The 21,921-nt window shown below is 62.9% G+C and carries 22 protein-coding genes; 16 read left to right on the forward strand and 6 right to left on the reverse strand.

What is annotated here, in order from left to right; genetic code table 11:
- Window positions 1-87 precede the first annotated feature (87 nt).
- Genes phnE (SM765_RS06665) through SM765_RS06675 form a run of 3 tightly spaced genes read left to right on the forward strand, consistent with a single transcriptional unit; the run spans window position 88 to window position 3,010 of the window.
- Window positions 88-969 carry a phosphonate ABC transporter, permease protein PhnE gene (gene phnE / locus SM765_RS06665; protein ID WP_274827648.1) on the forward strand — a complete coding sequence of 294 codons (882 nt, stop codon included), beginning with the start codon at window positions 88-90 and terminating at the stop codon, window positions 967-969.
- Complete coding sequence (phnE, locus tag SM765_RS06670) at window positions 966-2,363, forward strand: phosphonate ABC transporter, permease protein PhnE (RefSeq protein ID WP_274837583.1); 1,398 nt, start codon at window positions 966-968, stop codon at window positions 2,361-2,363. The genes phnE (SM765_RS06665) and phnE (SM765_RS06670) overlap by 4 nt, the downstream gene beginning before the upstream one ends.
- A 32-nt stretch (window positions 2,364-2,395) precedes the next feature.
- Window positions 2,396-3,010: an LbetaH domain-containing protein gene (locus tag SM765_RS06675; RefSeq protein ID WP_274834576.1), complete on the forward strand. Its 615-nt coding sequence runs from the start codon at window positions 2,396-2,398 to the stop codon at window positions 3,008-3,010.
- A 180-nt stretch (window positions 3,011-3,190) separates the two neighbouring features.
- Here SM765_RS06675 and SM765_RS06680 read toward each other — a convergent pair whose 3' ends face one another.
- Window positions 3,191-3,775: a TetR/AcrR family transcriptional regulator gene (locus SM765_RS06680; protein ID WP_274834575.1), complete on the reverse strand. Its 585-nt coding sequence runs from the start codon at window positions 3,773-3,775 to the stop codon at window positions 3,191-3,193.
- Between the two features lie 106 nt (window positions 3,776-3,881).
- Between SM765_RS06680 and SM765_RS06685 the strand changes: the two genes are divergently transcribed.
- Window positions 3,882-4,034: a hypothetical protein gene (locus SM765_RS06685; RefSeq protein WP_274837584.1), complete on the forward strand. Its 153-nt coding sequence runs from the start codon at window positions 3,882-3,884 to the stop codon at window positions 4,032-4,034.
- Between the two features lie 33 nt (window positions 4,035-4,067).
- Window positions 4,068-4,346 (forward strand): MAPEG family protein, encoded by a 279-nt coding sequence (locus tag SM765_RS06690; protein ID WP_274837697.1) that lies wholly within the window; start codon window positions 4,068-4,070, stop codon window positions 4,344-4,346.
- 92 nt (window positions 4,347-4,438) lie between these two features.
- On the opposite strand, the gene SM765_RS06695 is transcribed toward SM765_RS06690, so the two are convergent.
- From SM765_RS06695 to apbC, 3 genes are read right to left on the reverse strand one after another with little or no spacing between them, the layout of a single operon-like run.
- Entirely contained in the window at window positions 4,439-4,918 is a 480-nt protein-coding gene (locus SM765_RS06695) for a DUF6505 family protein (RefSeq protein WP_065272586.1), read from the reverse strand.
- Window positions 4,918-5,634 (reverse strand): biotin/lipoate--protein ligase family protein, encoded by a 717-nt coding sequence (locus SM765_RS06700; RefSeq protein WP_274837585.1) that lies wholly within the window; start codon window positions 5,632-5,634, stop codon window positions 4,918-4,920. Before SM765_RS06700 ends, SM765_RS06695 begins: the two co-directional genes overlap by 1 nt.
- Window positions 5,631-6,698 (reverse strand): iron-sulfur cluster carrier protein ApbC, encoded by a 1,068-nt coding sequence (apbC, locus tag SM765_RS06705; RefSeq protein ID WP_065272588.1) that lies wholly within the window; start codon window positions 6,696-6,698, stop codon window positions 5,631-5,633. Before apbC ends, SM765_RS06700 begins: the two co-directional genes overlap by 4 nt.
- 83 nt (window positions 6,699-6,781) lie before the next feature.
- Between apbC and SM765_RS06710 the strand changes: the two genes are divergently transcribed.
- Window positions 6,782-7,666 (forward strand): hypothetical protein, encoded by an 885-nt coding sequence (locus tag SM765_RS06710; RefSeq protein WP_274834572.1) that lies wholly within the window; start codon window positions 6,782-6,784, stop codon window positions 7,664-7,666.
- Here the strand turns inward: SM765_RS06710 and SM765_RS06715 are convergent.
- On the reverse strand, window positions 7,660-9,606 hold the full coding sequence (locus SM765_RS06715) for a 4Fe-4S binding protein (RefSeq protein ID WP_274837586.1): 1,947 nt from the start codon (window positions 9,604-9,606) through the stop codon (window positions 7,660-7,662). The genes SM765_RS06710 and SM765_RS06715 overlap by 7 nt on opposite strands.
- Window positions 9,607-9,980: 374 nt before the next feature.
- Here SM765_RS06715 and SM765_RS06720 point away from each other — a divergent pair, with 374 nt between their 5' ends.
- The 10 genes from SM765_RS06720 (at window position 9,981) to SM765_RS06765 (ending at window position 19,840) form a co-directional block, all read left to right on the forward strand.
- Complete coding sequence (locus SM765_RS06720; protein ID WP_065273714.1) at window positions 9,981-10,520, forward strand: DUF3305 domain-containing protein; 540 nt, start codon at window positions 9,981-9,983, stop codon at window positions 10,518-10,520.
- Window positions 10,517-11,206: a DUF3306 domain-containing protein gene (locus SM765_RS06725; protein WP_274827657.1), complete on the forward strand. Its 690-nt coding sequence runs from the start codon at window positions 10,517-10,519 to the stop codon at window positions 11,204-11,206. The genes SM765_RS06720 and SM765_RS06725 overlap by 4 nt, the downstream gene beginning before the upstream one ends.
- Complete coding sequence (locus SM765_RS06730; RefSeq protein ID WP_065272591.1) at window positions 11,203-11,844, forward strand: TorD/DmsD family molecular chaperone; 642 nt, start codon at window positions 11,203-11,205, stop codon at window positions 11,842-11,844. Before SM765_RS06725 ends, SM765_RS06730 begins: the two co-directional genes overlap by 4 nt.
- 59 nt (window positions 11,845-11,903) lie before the next feature.
- Complete coding sequence (locus SM765_RS06735) at window positions 11,904-12,095, forward strand: twin-arginine translocation pathway signal protein (protein ID WP_065273715.1); 192 nt, start codon at window positions 11,904-11,906, stop codon at window positions 12,093-12,095.
- Between the two features lie 115 nt (window positions 12,096-12,210).
- Entirely contained in the window at window positions 12,211-15,105 is a 2,895-nt protein-coding gene (locus SM765_RS06740) for a formate dehydrogenase subunit alpha (protein ID WP_065272592.1), read from the forward strand.
- 12 nt (window positions 15,106-15,117) lie between these two features.
- A complete protein-coding gene (fdh3B, locus tag SM765_RS06745) occupies window positions 15,118-15,711 on the forward strand; it encodes a formate dehydrogenase FDH3 subunit beta (protein WP_065272593.1) in 594 nt (197 codons plus the stop codon).
- 97 nt (window positions 15,712-15,808) lie between these two features.
- On the forward strand, window positions 15,809-17,029 hold the full coding sequence (locus tag SM765_RS06750) for a formate dehydrogenase subunit gamma (protein WP_274827661.1): 1,221 nt from the start codon (window positions 15,809-15,811) through the stop codon (window positions 17,027-17,029).
- Window positions 17,030-17,050: 21 nt separating this feature from the next.
- Window positions 17,051-18,352, forward strand: a complete 1,302-nt coding sequence (locus SM765_RS06755; RefSeq protein WP_274837587.1) for a c-type cytochrome — start codon at window positions 17,051-17,053, stop codon at window positions 18,350-18,352.
- Window positions 18,353-18,356: 4 nt separating this feature from the next.
- Window positions 18,357-18,482, forward strand: coding sequence for a hypothetical protein (locus SM765_RS06760; RefSeq protein WP_257784210.1), 126 nt, complete (start codon window positions 18,357-18,359; stop codon window positions 18,480-18,482).
- Entirely contained in the window at window positions 18,479-19,840 is a 1,362-nt protein-coding gene (locus SM765_RS06765) for a sigma-54-dependent transcriptional regulator (RefSeq protein ID WP_274827663.1), read from the forward strand. The genes SM765_RS06760 and SM765_RS06765 overlap by 4 nt, the downstream gene beginning before the upstream one ends.
- 31 nt (window positions 19,841-19,871) lie before the next feature.
- Here SM765_RS06765 and SM765_RS06770 read toward each other — a convergent pair whose 3' ends face one another.
- Complete coding sequence (locus SM765_RS06770) at window positions 19,872-21,824, reverse strand: sensor histidine kinase (protein ID WP_274837588.1); 1,953 nt, start codon at window positions 21,822-21,824, stop codon at window positions 19,872-19,874.
- Window positions 21,825-21,921 lie beyond the last annotated feature (97 nt).

The raw sequence follows: 21,921 nt of genomic DNA on the forward strand, positions 1-21,921 counted from the left end.
CCCCGTATTCCTCTGACGCGCGCCCTTGCAGGGGCGTCCCTGCGATCAGAGGCTCATCCGAACACCAATATACCCCCAGGAAACCCCATGGCAGATCTGACAGCGGCCCCGCCTTCCGGTGCCTCCTCGACCGAGGCCATCCGCGCCGAATATGTCGACCTCACCCGGCGCAAGCGTCTTTACGGGACGATCCTCCTGATCGTCTTTGTTGCCATGATGGTGGCCGGGTTCCGCACCGCAGATGACCGCAATGCCGGGTCATTTGCCGATGGGTTTACCCGAATTTTCGACTACCCGGCCGAGGTGCTGAGCGAAGCTGCCGAGAAGGTGACAGAGCTGCCCGGCCAGGTGGTGCATTTTTTCCCGGCACTGGTGGAGACGCTGAATATCGCGGCGGCCTCTACCCTGATCGGTGCCATCTTCGGCACGCTTCTGTCGCTCCTGGCGACGCGGGGCATGGCGCTTTGGCCGTCGCTGATCCCGGTTTTTCGTCGGGTGATGGATATCTGCCGGGCGATCCCGGAAATCGTCATCGCGCTGGTGCTGATCTTCCTTTTGGGCGGTGGCCCGGTGCCTGCCATGATCGCCATTGCCATCCACACGGCGGGGGCATTGGGCAAGCTGTTTTCCGAGGTGAACGAGAACGCCTCGCTGAAGCCGGTCGAAGGCCTGTCCTCGGTCGGGGCGACCTGGGCGCAGCGCATGTGGCTTGGCGTCATCCCGCAGGTGGGGCCGAATTACGTCAGCTATGCGCTGCTGCGGTTTGAAATCAACATTCGCGCCTCGGCGATCCTTGGCTTCGTCGGCGCGGGCGGCATCGGCTACGAGCTGAAGAACGCCATGTCCTGGGGCAAGGGCCGCTACGACGAGGCCGCAGCCATCTTTATCCTCCTGTTCGTCACCATCGTCGTGGTCGATCAGATCTCTGGCAAGCTGCGTGACCGGCTGATCAATGGAGCCAAACAATGACGACTCTGGATGTGAACCCGGGTGCAGGCGCGCGCCGCGATGCCGCCGCGCTGAAGCAGGAGATGGCGGGGCTGTTCCGCACCAAGAAACTGATGGCCTTTGCCGTGCCGCTGGTGGTGCTGGTCTATATGGCCTACGTCTTTTTCGCCTTCGACGTGCCGGGCCTGTGGGAGCGTGCCAGTCTTGAAAACGCCCGCACTCTTGTCAGCGACAGCTACAGCTACAAGACACATGTGACCCGCGACAACCGCGATGCCTCTGTCTCGGTCGCTATCGAAGGTGAGCGTAAGGGCAGCTACCCAGCAGGCGAGGCGCCGGATTGGGTGAGCCTTGGCGAAACCACGGTAATCGATCTGGAAAACGGCCATACCGTGCGCTTTGGACCTGAAACTGTGGAATATGACATTCCCGGCTACGGCACCGTGCGCGCCACCCCCAGCCGAAGCGCCGGGGTGCAGGCCGAGTTTCCCGCGGGCGATGTACCGGACTGGATCAGCTCCTCGAAGAACCGTCTGGCGATCAAGACCGACGCAGGCCGTCTGACAGTGACCCGCAACCGCTCCGAAGTGTTCCGCTATTTCACCGGCTGGGAGCTGTTCTTCTTCACCCTCGACAGCCCCTATCACGGGATGAGCGCCTCTGCGCTGTTGGGGCGGGCGGCCTCGGGTGAGGCAGGCGCGATCTTCAACGATTTCTGGACCAACAAGATGTGGCGCCATCAGGATGTGGCCTGGGCCATTGGGGAAACGCTGCTTATGGCCTTCCTCGGCACCATCGGTGCGGGCATCGTGGCGCTGCCACTGGCCTTCCTTGCAACCCGCAACTTTATGCCGATCCGCACCCTGCGCTTTGCCACCCGCCGCCTGTTCGATTTCGTGCGCGGGGTGGACAGCCTGATCTGGACGGTTGTGCTGGCGCGCGCATTCGGACCCGGCCCCCTGACAGGTGCCCTGGCGATCCTGGTGACCGATACCGGCACCTTCGGCAAGATCTTCTCGGAGGCGCTGGAGAATGTCGATGAAAAGCAGATCGAAGGCGTGGCCTCGACCGGTGCCAAGCCGGTGCAGCGCTATCGGTTCGGGGTAATCCCGCAGGTAACCCCGGTTCTGCTGTCGCAGCTGCTCTACTTTCTTGAATCCAACACTCGCAGCGCCACGATCATCGGCGCCATCACTGGCGGCGGTATCGGCCTTTTGCTGACCCAGGCGATCATCACCCAGAAGGACTGGGAAGAGGTGGCCTATTACATCGTGCTGATCATCGTGATGGTGATGCTGATGGACTGGTTCTCGGGCATGTTGCGCCGCCGCCTGATCCAGGGCGATCCCGGCAAGCCGCGCCGGGGCAAGGCGAAGAAGGGCGAGAAGAAGAACATGCCCTTCGTGCTGCCCTGAACGCGCAAGAAACCGGAACAGGAATAAAGACCATGGCACGCCTTCAGGCAGATCAGCCGTTCATTCATCCCGATTGCCAGATCACCGGCAGTGCCTTTGGCGCCTATGTAGAGATCGGCGCCGGCAGCCGCATCGCGAACAGCCGCTTTGGCGATTACAGCTATTGTGACCGCACCTGCGATATCGCCAATGCGGAGGTGGGGAAGTTCGCCAATATCGCCAGCTTCACCCGCATCGGGGCGACGGATCACCCGATGGAGAAGGCGTCATTGCATCACTTCCTGTATCGGTCAGCCGACTATTGGGACGACGCAGAGGCGGATGCCGACTGGTTCACCCTCCGCGCCAGCCGCATGGCCCATATCGGCCACGACACCTGGATCGGCCACGGCGCGATGATCAAGCCCGAGGTCACCATCGGCCACGGCGCAGTTGTGGCGTCAGGTTCGGTCGTAACCAAGGATGTCGCGCCCTACACCATCGTCGGCGGTAACACTGCCCGCCTGATCCGCCGCCGCTACCCTGAACCAGTGGCCGAAGCGATGATGGATCTTGCCTGGTGGGACTGGGACAATACCACCCTGAGGGCCGCTTTGCCCGATTTCCGCGCACTGCGGGCCGAAGAGTTCCTTGAGAAATACGCCTGATTTCAGATGCGCGGGGGTGCTCCCGCCCGTGTCTGGCCCTTCTGTGAGAAGGGCCGGCCCGGTTGGGCCGGGCGCCGCTTGCGCGGCGCCGGGGCTATTAGGGTGGCGTTGTAGACGTTTGCAAAGTGTGTTGGGCGGGTTTGAGCACGGCGGAGATCACGATGCATGCGGCACCGCTTTTCATGTGGACCGAAGAGACGCGATCAACGCGCTGACCATCTCGGATGCGTTGTGTTTCAAAGGATCTTTCACACTGTCGGCAAGTCCGAACATGAGCAGCAATCCCAGTACCGCCGAGTGTATCGCCAGGGCTTCCTGACGCACGCCTTTTGCATCGCTGTCCAGCCTATCCGCAAGGGCGCCATACATCCTGTCGGTCACAGGGTGAATCCTGTCTAGCAGCGCAGCATCGTGAGAGGCTTTGACGCTTTGCTTGATGGTCTGCGGCAACAGGTACATCATCCGAAATCGGTCGAGGTCCTCAAAATGAAATCCGGCGATGGCTCTGACGAATGCATCGACGGCCTCATCGCGCTTCGTGGTCCCGGACACCGACTGTATTGCGGTCTCCGCTTCAGCCTCAAGCCACGGAAGAAACATCGCGGCGAGCAGGTCATGCTTGCTTGGATACCAGTAGAGCACCGCTTGTTTCGTGCACCCCAGACGACGGGCTATCGCATCGAACGATACCGCCGCCAGACCTTCGGATGCCAACAGGTCGCGAGCGGTTTCCAAAATCTGATCACTTGTATTCTTGTGCGGCATCGACACGATCCTTGACTGCTTACCAATGGTAAGATACTTTGTTTACCAATGGTAAGGAAGGGTGAGAACCTTTGCCAACCAAAGGCGCCACACGGGGAGCCGAAAGATGACCGCACTCACTTTGGAAAATCCGGTCTTCGTCACCTATGTGATTGCCGCTGCGCTCCTGGTGCTCAAGGTTATGGCCCAGGGTTGGATGACAGTTCACCGAATGATGAAAGTCAGGGCGGGCTGGGCGAGTCCCGAAGACCTTCAATAAGGGCTCCTCAATACAGCTCCCGATCCGTCGCAACTGGACGTCAATGAATACGTTGACCGGTCCCGTCGGATGCACCGGAATGACCTGGAAAACATACCGGCCTTCTGGGCGGCAGGCCTTCTGTTTGTGGCAATCGGCCCTTCTGTCTGGCTGGCGCATGTCCTGATGTATGGTTTTGTTGCGGCGCGGCTGGCGCACTTCTGGGCCTATACGACGAAGCAATCCCATGAAGTCCGGGCGACATTTTACACCGTCGGGTCCCTAATCGTCATTTACATGGCGTGCCATGTGCTCTGGGTTGCGATCACGTAGGTACACGCGTTCACCCGCGCCGCGTCAGCGGCGCCAGGCCCAACGGGAGCGGATCATACCCATGATCCGGCGACGGGCGGGAGTGCCCCGCCTCAGCCCTCGATGTCGCCGTGGATGGCGAATTGCTCCAGACCCGCCGATTGCGCCTCGATCATCCGGTAGCTTTCGCGCACGCCCGCATCGGTCAGCTCTCGCATCACGGTCAGCAGGGTGTTGGGCGCGTGATCGGCGCAGAGGTCGGCCATGTGGGCGATCTCCTCGGCCGCGACGGGGCGGGCGGCGGCCACATCCGGCGCGCCGTAGTAGCTGACGAAATGATGCGCCAGAAGATCGGTCAGGGTTTCCAGCTCAGCCTCTTCGATCTTGGTCACCGCGACGAAGGTCACCCGCCCGCCGGTTTCCAGCCCCATCCAGCCATTGGAAAAGGCCTGGCGCTGCTTGCCGGTCAGATCCGCCTCGCCCCAGTTGGAAAATTCGAAACCGCCCGAGATGCACCATTCGCCGGTGCGGGCCGGGCTGGCAAAGACGTTTTGATCGCTCTCGTCGAAATGGATGGCGCGGGCCAGTTGCATCACGGGGTCTCCAGAAGCGTTGTCAGGGGGATCAGATGGGTGGTGTCGCCGTCGCGCAGCAGCATGCCGAAATCCTCGTCAATGCCAAGGAAGGTGCCGCTGAGGTCATTCTGCCGGGTTTCTTCGCCGATACCATGGGCGAGGCCACGCCATTCTTCGTGCAGCGGTTTGCTGCCGTCCTCTTCCCAGCGGGTGATCCAGTGCAGGCAGTGGCGGGCCCAGCTTTCGACCAGCGCAGGCGCCTCCACATCGGCGCAGCCTTCGGCATAAAGCGCGGTGTCCTCGGGCGCGGCGCCGCCGTCCTCGTCCTTGGGCCAGAGCGGCAGCTCCAGCCCGATCACCAGCCAGTCGGGTTCATCGTTGGGGACGACTGTGCTGGCGGCGGCGCGCAAGCGACCGCAGCGGGCGCCGTTGATACGGATCGCGCCGCCCCAGTCCAGATGCACCGCGACCTCAGGCGGGGCAAGGGCGCCCAAGGCGTTCTGAAAACCGACGCCGCAGGTGGGCAGCATCGCCATCGCGTGCGACAGAGGTACCTCGGGGGCAAAGACCAGTGCTGCACGCAGGGTGTCATGCGCCAGATTATAGACCACCAGACCGGCATCACAGCCCAGGACCGCCCGTTTGCAGGCGGTCTCGAACGGGTCCTCAGGGCCGGTCACCGCCTCGCCGGACATCAGCGGTGGAAAGGACAGGGCAGGGGCGGCCTCGCTCATGCGGCGCCCCGTTGGATAAGACCGAGTGCCACCTCCTGGAATGCCTTGGCCTGCGGGCTGTCAGGTTTGCTGACCACCACCGGCGCGCCGCCATCAGCGGCAAGGCGCACGTCCAGATGCAGCGGGATTTCGGCCAAGAGCGGCACGTTCAGCTTCTTGGCTTCGGCGGCGACGCCCCCATGGCCAAAAATATGTTCCTCATGGCCGCAGTTGGAGCAGATATGGGTGGACATGTTTTCGATCAGCCCGACGATCGGCACGTGTAGCTGTTTGAACATGTCGATGCCCTTGCGCGCGTCGATCAGGGCAACGTCCTGCGGGGTGGAGACCACGATGGCGCCATCCACATGGGCCTTCTGCGCCAGAGTCATCTGCACATCGCCGGTGCCCGGCGGCAGGTCCACGATCAGCACATCCAGCGCGCCCCATTGCACCTGCATCATCATCTGCTGCAGCGCGCCCATCAGCATCGGACCGCGCCAGACCACGGCCTGATCCTCGTTTGTCATCAGGCCGATGGACATCATGGTGACGCCGTGGTTGCGCATCGGCAGGATGGTCTTGCCATCGGGGCTTGCGGGACGGCCGGACACGCCCAGCATGCGCGGCTGCGAGGGGCCATAGACATCCGCATCCAGCAAGCCCACGCGGCGGCCTTCGGCAGCCAGCGCGCAGGCGAGGTTCGCGGAGACGGTGGATTTGCCAACGCCGCCCTTGCCCGAAGCGACCGCGATGATGCGATCTACGCCGGGGATCTTCTGCGGTCCCTGCGGCTGGGCGGCTTTCTTCGGTTTCAGATCCGGCGGCGGCGCCTTGGTGGAATGGGCGGTCAGCAGGGCCGAGACCTTCTCGACCCCGGCAAGGGCGGTGACCTTGGCCTCTGCCGCGTCGCGCACGGGGGCGTAGGCCTCGGCGCGGGCCGGATCGACTTCCAGCACGAAACGCACGGCGCCGTCTTCGATATTCAGAGCCCGCACGATTCCGGCGGCGACGATGTCGCTGCCGCTGACGGGGTCGGTGATGGTCTTCAGTGCCTCGAGGACAGTTTCACGGGTGAGGGACACGCCGGTCTACTCCTTTGGTGGGTTCGTTTGCGTCTGTGTACGGAACACTTGACTGAAATGTAGGTTGATCCCTAGCATTTCGAATGGTCCGTTTGTCTTTTCTCTATCCGATCCGGCCAGAGCGTGCAGCGCTCAATTTTACCGGGGTGCGTGCAGCGCTCAGTTTTGCAGGAGTGCCTGCATTGCTGCACTGGATCAGGACTGCGGCGGCGGGCCGGGCTGCGTTGATCCCGGTGCTTGTGCTCTGGCTGCTGACGGTCGGCAGTCCCGTTCAGGCCGAGGATCGGTTGGTCCGGCTGGCGGTGCCGCAGGCGCTGGTCGAAACCGGATTTCTGAAACATCTGCTGCCGCGGTTTTCCCTGAAAACGCAGGTGCGTATCGAACTCGTCACGCCCGGCGCAGCTGCCGAGGCCGCGTTTTCCGACGTGCCCAAGGGAACGCCGGTGTTTCAGGATGCGGCCGCGCTCTGGCACATGCAGGTGCTGGATGGCGCCCATCCGGGCACGGCGCGGTTTGTCGACTGGCTCGGCTCGGACGTGGGCGCGCGCACGATCACCGCCTATGCGCCGGATGGGGTGCAGATGTTCACCCTGCCGCAGATCACCGCCGAGGTGGAGGAAGAAATCGTCTTCGAAGGCGACGCGATGAAAGGACAGAACCTGTCGCGCAGCAAATGCGGGCGTTGCCACGCGGTGGCCGAGGACATGCGCATGACCGATATCGGATCGACGCCGTCCTTTTTCGTGCTGCGGGCGCTGCCGGATTGGGACTACAGGTTCCAGGCCTTTTATGCGCTGAACCCGCACCCCTCCTTCACCCAGGTCGCCGATGTGACCGAGCCCTTCCCCGCGGACCGCCCGTCTCCTATCGTGCCCGTGGCAATGACGCTGGACGAGCTGGAGGCGATCCTGGCCTATGTGTCCAGCCTCACCCCGGCAGATCTGGGAGCTCCCTTGCAACATCAGTGATCGCGTCGCTTGCTGAGGTAATCCGCCGTGGTGCGCACGCGCGGGCGTTCCTTGCCTTCGAAGGGATTGTTTTCCTGATGGAACTGCGCGTTGACCCGGCAATCGTCGCACATCTGGATCATCCGTGCCGCATCCGAGGTGGCGAACATCGCGTGTTTTCCGGCCAGTTTTTCGGTGATCCGTTCGATGGTGGATTTCACCCCGAACAGCGTGCCGCACTCGACGCAGGCAAAAGGTTCCTCTTCGTGCACCACCACCTGGCTTAGCGCTTCGGGCTGGAGGTTCAGGCGCGGTTCATAGCTGATCGCCTGTTCAGGGCAGACATTGGCGCAGAGGCCGCATTGCAGGCAGGCGTCCTCTTGGAACCGCAGCTGTGGCAGGTCGGGATTGTCCCCCAGCGCGCCGGAGGGGCAAAGGGAGACGCAGGACAGGCACAGGGTGCAGCTGTCGGTATCGACCAGCACCGCGCCATAGGGCGCATCATCCGGCAGGGGCAGCATGTCGGCCTCAGGCGCCAGCGCGCGAGCGGCCTGACGGGTGATCTGGCGGCGGGTGCCCATGGGGCGCAACGGCTCATTTATCGGCGCGGGCACTTCGGCGCCAAACAGCGCATCGCTCAGCGCGTCAGGGTCGTTCAGGTCCAGCAGCGTGGCCTTGTCGCCCGCGATGGCCTGGGCCAGGGTCAGCTCACGCTCCTGCACTGCGCGGTCCACCTTGGGCGACATCAGCAGCGACACATGGGCAAATCCGGCGGCCAGTGCCGCGAGGATTTCGGCATGACCAAAGGTATTCATCGCTTCCAACTCCAGCGGCAGCACATCGGCAGGCAGCCCGCGACCGAACCGGGCCGCAAGGCGGATCATCTCGGCGCCGTGTTCGTTCACCACCAAGAGGCGCGGGGCGCTGCCCCCGGCATCGAGATAGGCCTTTGCCAGCACCTGAATGCGGCGCATCAGCGTATCGGTGGGCGGCGCGTCATAGGTGATCGAGCCAGAGGGACAAAGCGAGGCACAGGCGCCGCAGCCGGCGCAGATCATCGGGTCGATGCTGACGTGATCGCCATTGGGGCTGATGGCGCCGGTAGGGCAGACATCAAGACAATTGGTGCAGCCGGTCTGGCTGGCACGTGAATGGGCGCAGAGCAGCGGTTCGCTGCGCACGTAGAGCGGTTTTTCGAAGGTGCCGACCAGTTGGCTGGCCTCCAGCACCGCATCGGCCACCGCCTGCACGCCCTTGGGGTCGGCGCGCAGGTATCCTTCGCGTTTTTCATGGGCCGGGAACAGCGGCGTGCCGCCGGTCAGGTCCAGAATGATATCGCATTCCGAGTGACCACCATCGCGGGGGGCTGTCCAGCTCCAGCTGCGGCCGGTGGTGTCGAGCTGCTGCAAGGCGTCGATGGTGACCTGAAACTGGCCAAGCGCGCCAGAGGCCTGCCGCAGCTGTCCCCGCACCACGTCGAAGTCGCGGCTCATCGGCGGTTCGTCTTCACCTGTCAGCAGCACCGTCACGGCCAGACTGTCCTGCAACCGTTTGGCGGCGGCCAGCGCCACATCGCCCGAACCGACGATCAGGCACAGGCCCTCGGACACCACATCGACGGTCTTAGCCGCCGAGGTATCTAGCGCCGCCTCGGCCACGAGGGCGGACATTTTGGGTAGCAAATCGCCCTCATCAGCGGTCCATCCGGCCCTGTCCCTGAGGTCAAGGAAGGCCGGAGAGGGGGCACCGATTTCGCCCGCGATCTCCTCGAAAAGGCGCTGTTCCTGAGTGCAGCAAATGACCGCGTCTCCGGCACCGATTGCAGCGGCAGCGCTGTCGGTCTGGCTGGTGCAAAGGGCCGAATGCATCTTTGAACATGACAATCCCGTGACGTCGGAAAGTCGCTCCGAATCGATCTCCTGGGATCCGGAACAATCGCATAGAATCAACTGCTTGGCCATTCTTTCCTCGCTTGCATCAGGGCTGGCGTGACGGGCGGATAACCGCCATCCGGGCCACAGATTAGGCATGATTCTGAAGCCACGTAAACCGGTTTGCACCCCGCAGCAGGCCCCGGATGGGGCGCAAAATACCGGGGTGATTCGCGTGGTTTTGTGTACAGCGGTATTCCGATTATTTTTGTCGACATAGACAATTCGACCAAGGCGGAACTCTGCCCCCCTGCGTCTGCCCCAATTTGTCCGGGTTGCGGGAAATTTGCAGATGGGGCGCAGAGCAGGCTTTCACGAAGGCGTGACCTTGCGGCACACTTGTCCGACGCAGGGAGATGTAGGGTGCGCAACCAGTGAGCCGTAGTTTGGACAAGACCGACGTGATGCCGCTTGGCATCGTACTTCGCCGGACCCCGGGGGTGACCCGCTGGGCACGATGGTCTTGGAAGGTGGCAGGCGTCTTGCCCGCAGCCCGGTCCGCAGACTGGCAATTGCTGCGCGAGGAAGACGGCGCCAGCGAATTCCACGCCGCGACACTGCCGCTGGAACTGCACCGCGCCGATGCCGAAGCCTATATGCACGGGCTGACCGCCGAACCGCCCTGTGTCTACGTTGTGATGCGTGAAAGCGATGATGCCGACCGCCCGCTGGAAATGACGCTGGTCACCGCCTCTCCTTACGAGGCGCAGGACTATGCCGACAGCGGCGAGGAACTTGTGGAGAAGGTGCCGATGCCCTCTGGTCTTGTGGCCTGGGTGCGGGAATTCGCGCTGGCGCATTTCAAGGAAGAGGAATTCAAGAAACGCCGCCGTGACAAGCGCACCGTGGGGGAGGCCGAGGATGGCATTGGCGATCCGCGCATCGCGCAGCTGACCGACGTGTACCGCTCGCCCGCCCTGGTCAAGAAGGGGCGCCTGCAATGAGCCGCGATTTCTGGTCCCGCCGCAAGGCCGCCGTAGAGGCCGAAGCCGCAGCCGAAGCCCGCGCAGAGGCTGCTGTTGAGGCAGCAGAACGCGACGCGGCGCTGGAGGAAAAGAGCGACGCCGAGATACTGGCTGAGCTGGAATTGCCCGATCCCGACACGCTGGAGGAAGGCGACGATTTCAAGGTCTTCCTGCGTGACGTGGTTCCGGCCCGCATTCGCACCCGCGCCCTGCGCCGCCTGTGGCGTCTGAACCCGGTGCTGGCCAATATCGACGGGCTGGTCGATTACGGTGAGGATTTCACCGACAGCGCCATGGTCGTGGAGGGCATGCAGACCGCCTATCAGGTGGGCAAGGGCATGACCAAACACGTCGAGGAACTGGCCCGTCAGGCAGCAGAAAAGGCCGAGGCCGAAGCGGCAGTCGCCGCTGCACCCGCCGAAGGCGCACCCGAAGAGGGCGCAGAAAGCGAAGAGCAGGGCACAGACATCGCCGCAGAGACCTCTGAGGTCGTCGCTGCCGGGCCTGCACAGACCGCCGACGACTGGAACGCCACCCGGCAAGAGCAGCAGACCGAGGCTGACCCGAGCGGGGATTCCGGTGATACTGCCCCCGGGAACATGATGCCGCGCCGGATGCGCTTTTCCTTTGATGGAAGCCAGAGCCAAATCCGGGGCACGGCATGAACAAGGAGCAAGACATGACAGCCACCGCTGATGCCGCAGCGCCGTTGGTAAGCGAAGAGGACCGCCTGCGCGCGGATCTGTATAATTTCCTGGGTCTCATCCTGGCGTCGCCGCCGGATGAGTTCCTGCTGGGGCAGACCGCTGGTCTGCAGGGGGATGACACCGATCTGGGCGTGGCGATCAACGCGCTGGCCAAGATCGCCAAACTGTCGAAGCCGCCCGCGGTGGAGCGAGAGTTCAACAAGCTGTTCATCGGCCTCGGCCGGGGTGAACTGCTGCCCTATGCCAGCTACTACCTGACCGGGTTCCTGAATGAAAAACCGCTGGCGCAGCTGCGCCGGGACATGGCGGCGCGGGGCATGACCCGGGCACAGAACGTTTATGAACCCGAGGACAATATCGCCTCGCTGATGGAAATGATGGGGGCGCTGATCGCGGGCCGCTTTGGCGAACCTGCCTCGCTGGCGGATCAGAAGACCTTCTTCAACACCCATATCGGCCCCTGGGCCGGTCACTTCTTTTCGGATCTCGAGAAGGCAAAGAACTCGGTTCTCTATGCCTCGGTCGGCGCTGTCGGCCGGGTGTTCATGGAGATCGAGGCCGAAGGGTTCCGGATGAGCGCGGAGAAATCCGCATGAGCCGGGGCGGCAATGTCCGCTCCACAACCGTGAGCGATCACCAAGGAGGAGAGACTCACATGACCAAGAAAGCAGAGGCAGCATCGAGCCGCCGCGACTTTCTGAAGATCGCCGCAACCACGGCGCCGCTGGCAGCGGTGGCGGTTGCGACGACCGGGGGCGAGGCCGAGGCCGCTGCACCCGATCTTGCAAAGGAGACGATGCAGGATACCGCGCATACCCGCGCCTATTACGAAAGCGTCCGGTTCTAACGCGCCGAATGCATCCCATGACCGACGGCAACTGGTTGCGTGACGCCCGACCGCCAGAGGTTTTTCGTTAACCCAGCGCGCTTTCTGAGGAGGAAGCAAGCAAGGGAGGTTCTAAATGCTTAGGAAAAAGACCAACGGGGTTGCGAGACGCCCCCAGCGGACCAGTATCCTGTCCAACGTCGCGGAAACATCCGTCGACCGCCGCGCCTTTCTGCGCGGCTCCGGCTTGGCCATCGGCGGCCTGGCTGCCATCAGTGCCACCGGCGGGTCGGTGACCCAGGCCAATGCGGCCACCGCTGCGGCGGGCGCTGTTGAAACCGTAAAATCCGTCTGCACCCACTGCTCGGTCGGCTGTACCGTCGTGGCAGAAGTTCAGAACGGTGTCTGGGTCGGGCAGGAACCCGGCTGGGACAGCCCGTTCAACCTCGGCGCCCATTGCGCCAAGGGTGCATCGGTGCGCGAGCACGCCCATGGCGAACGCCGTCTCAAGTACCCGATGAAGAAAGAGAACGGCGAGTGGAAGCGCATCAGCTGGGATCAGGCCATCAACGAGATCGGCGACGGCATGATGCAGATCCGCGAAGAAAGCGGACCTGACAGCGTCTACTGGCTCGGCTCGGCCAAGCACAACAACGAACAGGCCTACCTGTTCCGCAAGTTCGCCGCCTATTGGGGCACGAACAACGTCGATCACCAGGCACGGATCTGTCACTCCACCACCGTTGCGGGTGTTGCAAACACATGGGGCTACGGCGCCATGACCAACAGCTACAACGATATCCATAACTCCAAGGCGATCTTCATCATTGGCGGCAACCCGGCCGAGGCGCACCCCGTCTCGCTGTTGCACGTGCTGAAGGCCAAGGAGCAGAACAACGCGCCGCTGATCGTCTGCGATCCGCGTTTCACCCGCACCGCGGCCCATGCCGACGAATATGTGCGCTTCCGTCCCGGTACCGATGTGGCGCTGGTCTGGGGCATCCTGTGGCACATCTTCGAGAACGGCTGGGAAGACAAAGAGTTCATCCGCACCCGTGTCTGGGGCATGGACCAGATCCGCGAAGAAGTGGCCAAGTGGACCCCCGAAGAGGTCGAGCGCGTCACTGGCACGCCCGGCAGTCAGCTGCGCCGGGTTGCGCGCACCATGGCCAACAACCGTCCCGGCACCGTGATCTGGTGTATGGGCGGCACCCAGCACACCACCGGTAACAACAACACCCGCGCATACTGCGTGCTCCAGCTGGCGCTGGGCAACATGGGTGCATCGGGTGGCGGCACCAACATCTTCCGCGGCCATGACAACGTGCAGGGCGCAACCGACCTTGGCGTTCTGTCGCACACGCTGCCGGGCTACTACGGCCTGTCCAAAGGCGCCTGGGCGCATTGGGCGCGGGTCTGGGAAGAGGATCCCGAATGGCTGGCAGGCCAGTTCGACACGCTGAAAGGCGCGGACGGCAAGGACAAGAGCCTGCAGAACCTGACGGGTATTCCGGTCAGCCGCTGGATCGATGGTATCCTTGAAGACAAAGAAAACATGGATCAGCCGAACAACGTTCGGGCCATGGTTCTGTGGGGCCACGCGCCCAACTCGCAGACCCGGATGACGGAAATGAAGACGGCGATGGAAAAGCTGGACATGCTGGTCGTTGTCGACCCGTATCCCACCGTTTCCGCCGTGCTGCATGACCGCGAAGACGGTGTCTACCTGCTGCCGGCCTGTACCCAGTTCGAAACCCGCGGTTCCGTGACCGCGTCGAACCGGTCGTTCCAGTGGCGCGACAAGGTGGTGGATCCGCTGTTCGAAAGCCTGCCCGATCACGTGATCATGGCGAAATTCGCCAACAAGTTCGGCTGGGCGGATCGGCTGTTCCGCAATATCGAGATGGAAGACGCGGAAACGCCGAACATCGAGAGCATCACCCGCGAGTTCAACAAGGGTCTGTGGACCATCGGCTATACCGGTCAAAGCCCGGAACGGCTGAAGAAGCACATGGCCAACCAGCACACCTTTGACCGCACCACGCTGCGCGCGGTGGGTGGCCCGGCCGATGGCGACTACTACGGTCTGCCCTGGCCTTGCTGGGGAACGCCCGAGATGAACCACCCGGGCACGCCGAACCTTTATGACATGTCCAAACCGGTCTCCGAAGGTGGTCTCACCTTCCGCGCCCGTTTCGGCGTGGAGCGGGACGGTGACAACCTGCTGGCCGAAGGCGTCTATTCCGTGGGCTCTGAAATCCAGGACGGCTATCCTGAATTCACCATGCAGATGCTGATGGATCTCGGCTGGGACAGCGACCTGACCGACGAGGAACGCGCTGCGATTGATGCTGTGGCGGGTCCCAAGACCAATTGGAAAACCGACCTTTCCGGCGGCATCCAGCGGGTCGCGATCAAGCACGAATGCGCGCCCTTCGGCAACGCCAAGGCCCGTGCCGTCGTGTGGACCTTCCCGGATCCGGTGCCGGTTCACCGCGAACCGCTCTATACCAACCGCCGGGATCTGGTTGCGGATTATCCGACCTACGAGGATCGCAAATTCTATCGTTTGCCGACGATGTATGCCTCGATCCAGAAGAAGGATGTCTCGCAGGACTTCCCGATCATCCTCACATCCGGCCGTCTGGTCGAATACGAGGGTGGCGGCGACGAGACCCGCTCCAACCCCTGGCTGGCCGAGCTTCAGCAGGACATGTTCGTGGAAATCAACCCGCGCGATGCCAATAACCTTGGCGTGCGGGATGGCGAACAGTGCTGGGTCGAAGGTCCCGAGGGCGGCAAGGTCAAGGTCATGGCCATGGTCACCGAACGGGTCGGCGAGGGCGTTGCCTTCATGCCGTTCCACTTCGGCGGTCATTTCCAGGGCGAGGACCAGCGGCACAAATATCCCGACGGCGCTGATCCATATGTGCTGGGCGAAAGCACCAACACGGCTCAAACCTACGGGTATGACAGTGTGACCCAGATGCAGGAGACCAAGTGTACTCTCTGCAAAATCATGCCAGCGTAAGGAGATAGAGTAATGGCAAGAGCGAAGTTTCTCTGCGATGCCGAACGCTGCATCGAATGTAACGCCTGTGTCACCGCCTGTAAGAACGAGCATGAGGTGCCCTGGGGTATCAACCGCCGCCGCGTTGTGACCATCAATGATGGCAAGCCCGGCGAACGGTCGATCTCGGTTGCCTGTATGCATTGTTCGGACGCGCCCTGTATGGCCGTTTGCCCGGTGGACTGCTTCTACCAGAACGAGGAAGGGGTGGTTCTGCACTCCAAGGACCTCTGCATCGGTTGTGGCTACTGCTTCTACGCGTGCCCCTTTGGCGCGCCGCAGTATCCGCAGGCAGGCAACTTTGGCAGCCGTGGCAAGATGGACAAATGCACCTTCTGCGCCGGTGGCCCGGAGGAGAACCACTCCAACGCGGAGTTCTCCAAATACGGTCGCAACCGGATCGCCGAGGGCAAGCTGCCCATCTGCGCCGAAATGTGCTCGACCAAGGCGCTGCTCGCCGGTGATGGCGATGTGGTGTCTGCCGTCTACCGCGAACGCGTCGTGGCGCGTGGGTTCGGCTCGGGTGCTTGGGGCTGGGGCACGGCTTACGAACAAAAGGGCGGCTAAACCCGTCTTTTCAGCGTAAAGCTGGGGATGGCCTGCCGTGCGCGGGCCATCCTGACCTATCTGTTATACATACGACAAACCCGAAGGAGTGTGGCACATGCTGCGCATGGCTTTCGCATTTGTTCTGCAACTTACGCTGCTGGTTGGCGCGGTGCAGGCCCAGGAGGCGGCTGTACCAGCGCCTGCGGACCGCAGCGCCACAGGTGGTGCGCAGACGCTTGAAGATATCCTCGCCCGGCAACGCGGCGAGAAACTGGATGACTCCTTCCGCCGCGACGCAACCGGAGACCCGGATGCGGCGGCAGGGATTTCCCAACAACTTGGCACCCTTGGCGGTGTCTCCGACCCCGAGGTCTGGCGCCAGGTGCGCTATGGTTCGGCCGAGGTTACCGTCTCTGCCGGGGGCGAGGTCGCCAGCGTCCTGATGCAGGATGGCGGCATGACCTGGCTCTCCTTCCGCGAGGGGCCGCTGCGCCAATACGGCGGCTGGCTGCTGCTGGGCACCCTTGGGGCGCTGGTGGTGTTCTACCTGCTGCGCGGACGTATCCCCGTCGACGGAGAGCTGACCGGCCGCACCGTTACGCGATTCAAATTTATCGAACGGATGGCGCATTGGACGTTGGCCGGATCCTTCATCCTGCTGGGGATCACCGGCCTTCTGACCCTGTTTGGCCGCGCCTTCATCGCGCCTTATCTGGGCAAGGATCTGAACTCCTTCCTGCTGATCTATGGCAAATGGCTGCACAACTCGGTCGCCTGGGCCTTCATGGTAGCGCTGGTATTGGTCTTCGTGATGTGGGTGATGCACAATATTCCCAACCGCACCGATCTGGTCTGGATCCGTCAGTTCGGCGGCATCATCGGCAACAAGCACCCGCCCGCGAAGAAATTCAACGCAGGCCAAAAGGTGATCTTCTGGTCGGTGATCCTGTTCGGCGCCTCGATTTCGGTCTCGGGCCTGTCGCTGCTCTTCCCCTATGAACTGCCGCTTTTTGCCAAGACATTTGCGGTGCTGAACGACATCGGTCTGCCGCAGTGGGTCGGGCTTGGCACCCTGCCGGAGCAGTTGTCTCCGCAAGAGGAAATGCAGTTCGCCCAAGCCTGGCACGCGATCATGGCCTTTGTCCTGATGGCGATCATCATCGCGCATATCTACATCGGCTCGGTCGGGATGGAAGGCGCTTACGATGCCATGGGATCGGGTGAGGTGGATGAGGCCTGGGCTCATCAGCACCATTCGATCTGGCTGGACGAGGTGCTGGAGGAAGAAAAGGCCAAGGATGCCGGACGCGCCAAGGGCGCCACACCGGCGGAATAGCCTCTGCGGAGCTGCGGCACCATGCGTTTCCTTGCCAGCCTGAGCCTTTTTGCAAGTCTTTGCGCCGGAGCGGTTTCGGCGCAGGGCTTCACCACGCTCAAAGGCCACGGCGGCCCCGTGATGGGGCTGGCGACCGCGCCTTCGGGGCAGGTGGCCAGTGTCAGTTTCGACAACTCCGCGGCCCTGTGGCAGGACCGGCAGCCGCTGTGGCTCGAAGGTCATGATGCGGCGGTGACGGCGGTGGCCTTTGCCGGGGCAGGGCGTCTGGTGACGGGCAGCGATGATTTCACAGTCCGCCTGTGGGAGCCGGATGGCGGTGTGCGCCTGTTGGGCACGCACAGGGGCAAGGTGCGCGGTCTGGCGATCTCACCCGACGGGCAATCGGTTGCCTCGGCCAGCTGGGACGGCAGCGTCGGGGTCTGGCCGCTGGCAGGCGGTGCGGGGCGCAGCCTCAAAGTTGGCAGTGGTGTGAATGACGTGGCCTTTGGCCCCGGGGGCAGCCTCTTTGCCGCCACCATGGATGGTGGGGTGTTGCGGTTCGATGCAGAGCCGGGCACAGCGCCGCGCCCGCTGGTGCAGCAGGGGTTTGGTGTCAACCGGCTGGTTGTCGACGCTCGGGCGGGCTGGCTGGCCTATGGCGCGGTGGACGGGGCGACCCGCATCATCGACATGGAAAGCGGCGCTCCGATTGCCGATTTCACCCTCGACCGTCGCCCGATCCTGGCGATGGCCTATCACGCATCCACCGGCCAATTGGCGGTGGGGGATGGTCATGGCTACATCATGATGATCGACACTGGCAGTGATGGGAACGGCTGGCGCATCGCCCGCGATTTCCGTGCCACGCGGCAGGGTCCGGTCTGGGCCCTTGCCTTTTCGCCGGATGGCAACACCATTTGGGCCGGAGGACTTGATGATGTGGTCTATGGCTGGCCGGTGGCGCTGATGAATGAATTTGACCCCGCGATGGGGCAGGAGCGTACATTCCTGCGTCCGGCCGACAGCATGCCCAACGGCGAGCGGCAGTTCATGCGCAAATGTTCGATCTGCCACGCGCTGACTGGCGGGGAGAGCCGCAAGGCCGGACCCAGCCTGCACGGGCTGTTCGGACGCCGCGCCGGAACGCTGCCGGGATACCGGTATTCGCCGGTGCTGCAGGGATCTGATATCATCTGGAACGACGACACGATCGATGCGCTGTTCGATCTGGGACCGGACCACTACATTCCGGGGTCGAAAATGCCGATGCAGCGCATCACCGCCGCCGAGGACCGCAAGGACCTGGTGGGTTTTCTGAAACACGCAACGCAACCGGAGAAGTGACAGGATGAAAGCGATGTTTGCAGGCTTTGCGGCGATTGCCGTGATCGCCGTAGGAGCGGATCTGGCTCTGGATCGCGCAGGATTTGCCGCGGATGAGAAATTCGCAGGCCAAGCGGTGCGCCTGGATTGAACCAGCCCGTCATCTCTGCCGTCCCGCGCGATGAATACGGCGAAAACCTTGCCGGTGCTTCGATCCTGGTGATCGATGACGAACCGGGTATGCGCAATTTCATGACCAAGATCCTCAGCCCGCGTTGCAAGCGGGTCGAGCAGGCGGCATCGGCAGCGGAAGCCTCCGCAATCCTCGATCAGTCGCATTTCGATCTGGTGATCCTTGACAATATTATGCCAGGCAAGACCGGGCTGGAATGGGTGCAGGAGCAGCGCCGGGTGGGGCTGTTTGCCGATACCATTCTGGTGACTGCCTATGCGGATCTGGAAACCGCGATCATGGCGCTCCGGGCCGGGGTGGCCGATTTCGTGCTGAAACCGTTCCGGGCCAATCAGATCCTCAATTCGGTGGCGCGGGCGCTGGACCGCAAATACCTGCGCCGGGAAAACTACCTGCTGAAACACGAGTTGTCGGCCGAAGGGTCCGCGGCGCGGGGGCGGCTGCTGGGCAAATCGGCGGCCATCACCCAGGCACGCGAGATGCTGACCCGGCTGGCGCCACTGCCAACGCCGGTGTTGTTCACCGGCGCCAGCGGCACCGGCAAGGAAATCGCAGCGCGCACGATGCATTCGCTGTCGGATCGGGCGCAGAAGCCGTTTGTAGCTGTCAATTGCGCCGCCATCGCCCCGGACCGGATCGCGCACGAGCTGTTCGGCGTTCTGGACGAACAGGACCGGCGCCGAGACGGGTTGTTCCTGCACGCGGATGGCGGCACGCTGTTCCTTGATGAGGTGGCGCAGATGCCCGATCAGGTGCAGGCGGCGCTGTTGCGGGTGCTTGAGGACCAGCGGGTGCGCCCCGTCGGTGCCGAACGGGACATCCCGCTGAACCTGCGATTCCTTTTTGCCACCAATGCCGATCTCGAAGAGGCCGTGGCCGAGGGCCGGTTCCGCGCCGATCTGTATCATCGCATCAATGTGGTGAAGATCGAGATGCCCCCGCTGCGCGAACGGATCGAGGATATCATCGAACTGGCGGCGCTGTTCATGGAGCAATTCTCGGCGACGCTGGGCATGCCCGCGCTGGAGTTGAACGAAGAAACCCTGCTGAAGTTTTCCCGCTATGACTGGCCCGGCAACGTGCGTGAGCTGCGCAACCTGATCGAACGCTCGGTCATTCTGGGGGAGTTCCCGGAAGAGTTTTCCGGCAAGGGATCGGTCACTGGTCCGGCGGCAATCGAAACGCTGGATCTGGTGACCCAGCGCCACATCATGCACATGCTGGACGCCTGCGATGGCAACCGCGCCGAAGCGGCCCGCCGCCTGGGCGTGTCGCGAAAGACCATCGACCGAAAATGCGCCTCCTGGGGAGTGTAGAGAGGTTTAAGGACTGGCCGGAAGCGCCGTTTCAGTCGCGGCGTTCCGGCAGCCAGATCGCAAAGGCGGCGCCGCCTTCCGCGCGGTTTCGCACCGTGATGATCCCGCCTGCGTGCTGGATCAGGGTCTGGCTGATCGACAGGCCCAGCCCGGTGCCTTCGCCCGGTTTGGTGGTGTAAAACGGGTTGAACACCTCTGAAATGTGATCCTCGCTGATGCCCGGGCCGCTATCGGCCACTGTCAGGCAAGCCCCCGGCGTGCCATCGCGTTCTTCTGCCTTGAGTGTCAGGGTCAGCGTGCCGGTTTCCTTCATCGCCTGCGCCGCATTGATCACCAGATTGATGATCACCTGCTGCAACTCACCGGGATCAATACGTACCGCCGGGGCGACATCGAAATGACCATCGACCACGATGTTATGCTTGCTGAGCACGTGATCCACCAGCACCAGGCAATCGGTGACTACATTGGCGATATCGACGCTTTCCTTGAAGGTGCCGAATTCTGAAGGCCGGGCGAATTGCAAGAGCTTGCTGACGATGGCGCCGATCCGCATGACTTGATTGTCGATGAGATCCAGCTCGGTCTTCACCTCTGCCGCACCCGGTCCCAGCGTCATCCGCATCACGTCGACATTGCCCTGGATCACCGCAACCGGGTTGTTGATTTCATGCGCGACCCCGGCGGTGATTTCCCCGATCGAGGCCAGCTTTTCGCTCATCACCAGCTGTTTGTAGGTGTCTTCCAGTTTCTGGTTCGCGGCCCGCAGTTCCGCGGTGCGCTGATCGACGCGGGCGTTCAGCTCTCCGGCCCATTCGCGCAGCTTCTGATCGCGGTCCTGCAACTGGTCCAGCAGGGTATCAAGGTGCGATGCCACCTGTCCGATCTCGTCGCCGCTGCCCACATCGCCGTTGCGCGCGGTCAGATCGCCACGCTCCACCCGTTTCATGGTCACGGTCATCCGCTCCAGCGGTGAAAAGATGCCCTTGGCCAGCCACAGGAACAGCGGCGCCGACAGGGCCAGAACCATCAGGAAGGCGCCGACAATGGTCCAGTACGCCTCGGATTTGGCCGCCATATAGGGCGCTTCGAGGAAGCCGACATACAGCATCCCGACCCGTTCTCCGAAACTGTCGGTCAGCGGCAGATAGCCCGAGATATACCAGTCGTTGACCACAAAGGCGCGGTTCAGCCAGGTGCGGCCCTCCTCCAGAACCACGCGGCGCACCACCGCCGAGACCCTTGTGCCAAGGGCGCGCACGTCTTCGAACAGGCGCACATTGGTCGACACCCGCGTGTCCTCAAGAAACAGGGTGGCGGTGCCCTGCCGGTTGCCGCCGTCCTCGTCGCTGAGATAGACCAGCGCGTTCAGCGTATCGATGAAATCGAGGTTGCGGTTCAGCAGAAGCCCGCCGCGCAGCACCCCGTTATGGCCGGGCATGATCACCGGGGCGGCGGTGTGCACCACCATGCCGCGATCCTCGACCTTGCGGGTAGTGGGCGCGGCGGCTTCGGTTTCGATCAGGGTGATGCTGGCACGTTTCTGCAGGGCGGGGGACATGAGCGACATGTCATCGGCCGAGAAAATGTCGATCTCCGAGGCCAGCTGTCCGGTGGCGGCGGTGCGGATCACTGGCCATTTCTGCTGCGGCTCCTCCAGTTCGGCAAGCGGCATATACTCGAGGAAATCCAGCTGCAGCTGTTGTCTGCGACTTTCAAGAAGACGGTTCACCGCCTCGGAGCCATCGTTCAGCGCGGCCTGAAAGGCGGTGGACTGCGCCAGGTTCAGCATGCTGTTGGCGGTGCCGGTCTGCAGGTGGCCCAGATATTGCTCTGCGATGCGCAGGTCGCTGTCGACCTTGGCAATCAGCACGGCGTCGTAATCGGCATTCCAGCGTGTCATCGCCAGAATAAGCATCAGCGGCATCAGCACGCTGAGCGGTAACAGCGCCAGCAGCAACAGGCGTAGCCGAACGGATTTCAAGTTGTGCCCCTCCCATGCCGGGCGATTGGTGTCCGGATCATGCACGCATCACTGTGACACCTCACGGGGCAGCGGGGCAAGGGGGCGTGCCCGGATG

The sequence above is a fragment of the Pseudophaeobacter sp. 1A09344 genome (assembly GCF_041008745.1).
Lineage (GTDB): Bacteria > Pseudomonadota > Alphaproteobacteria > Rhodobacterales > Rhodobacteraceae > Phycobacter > Phycobacter gallaeciensis_A.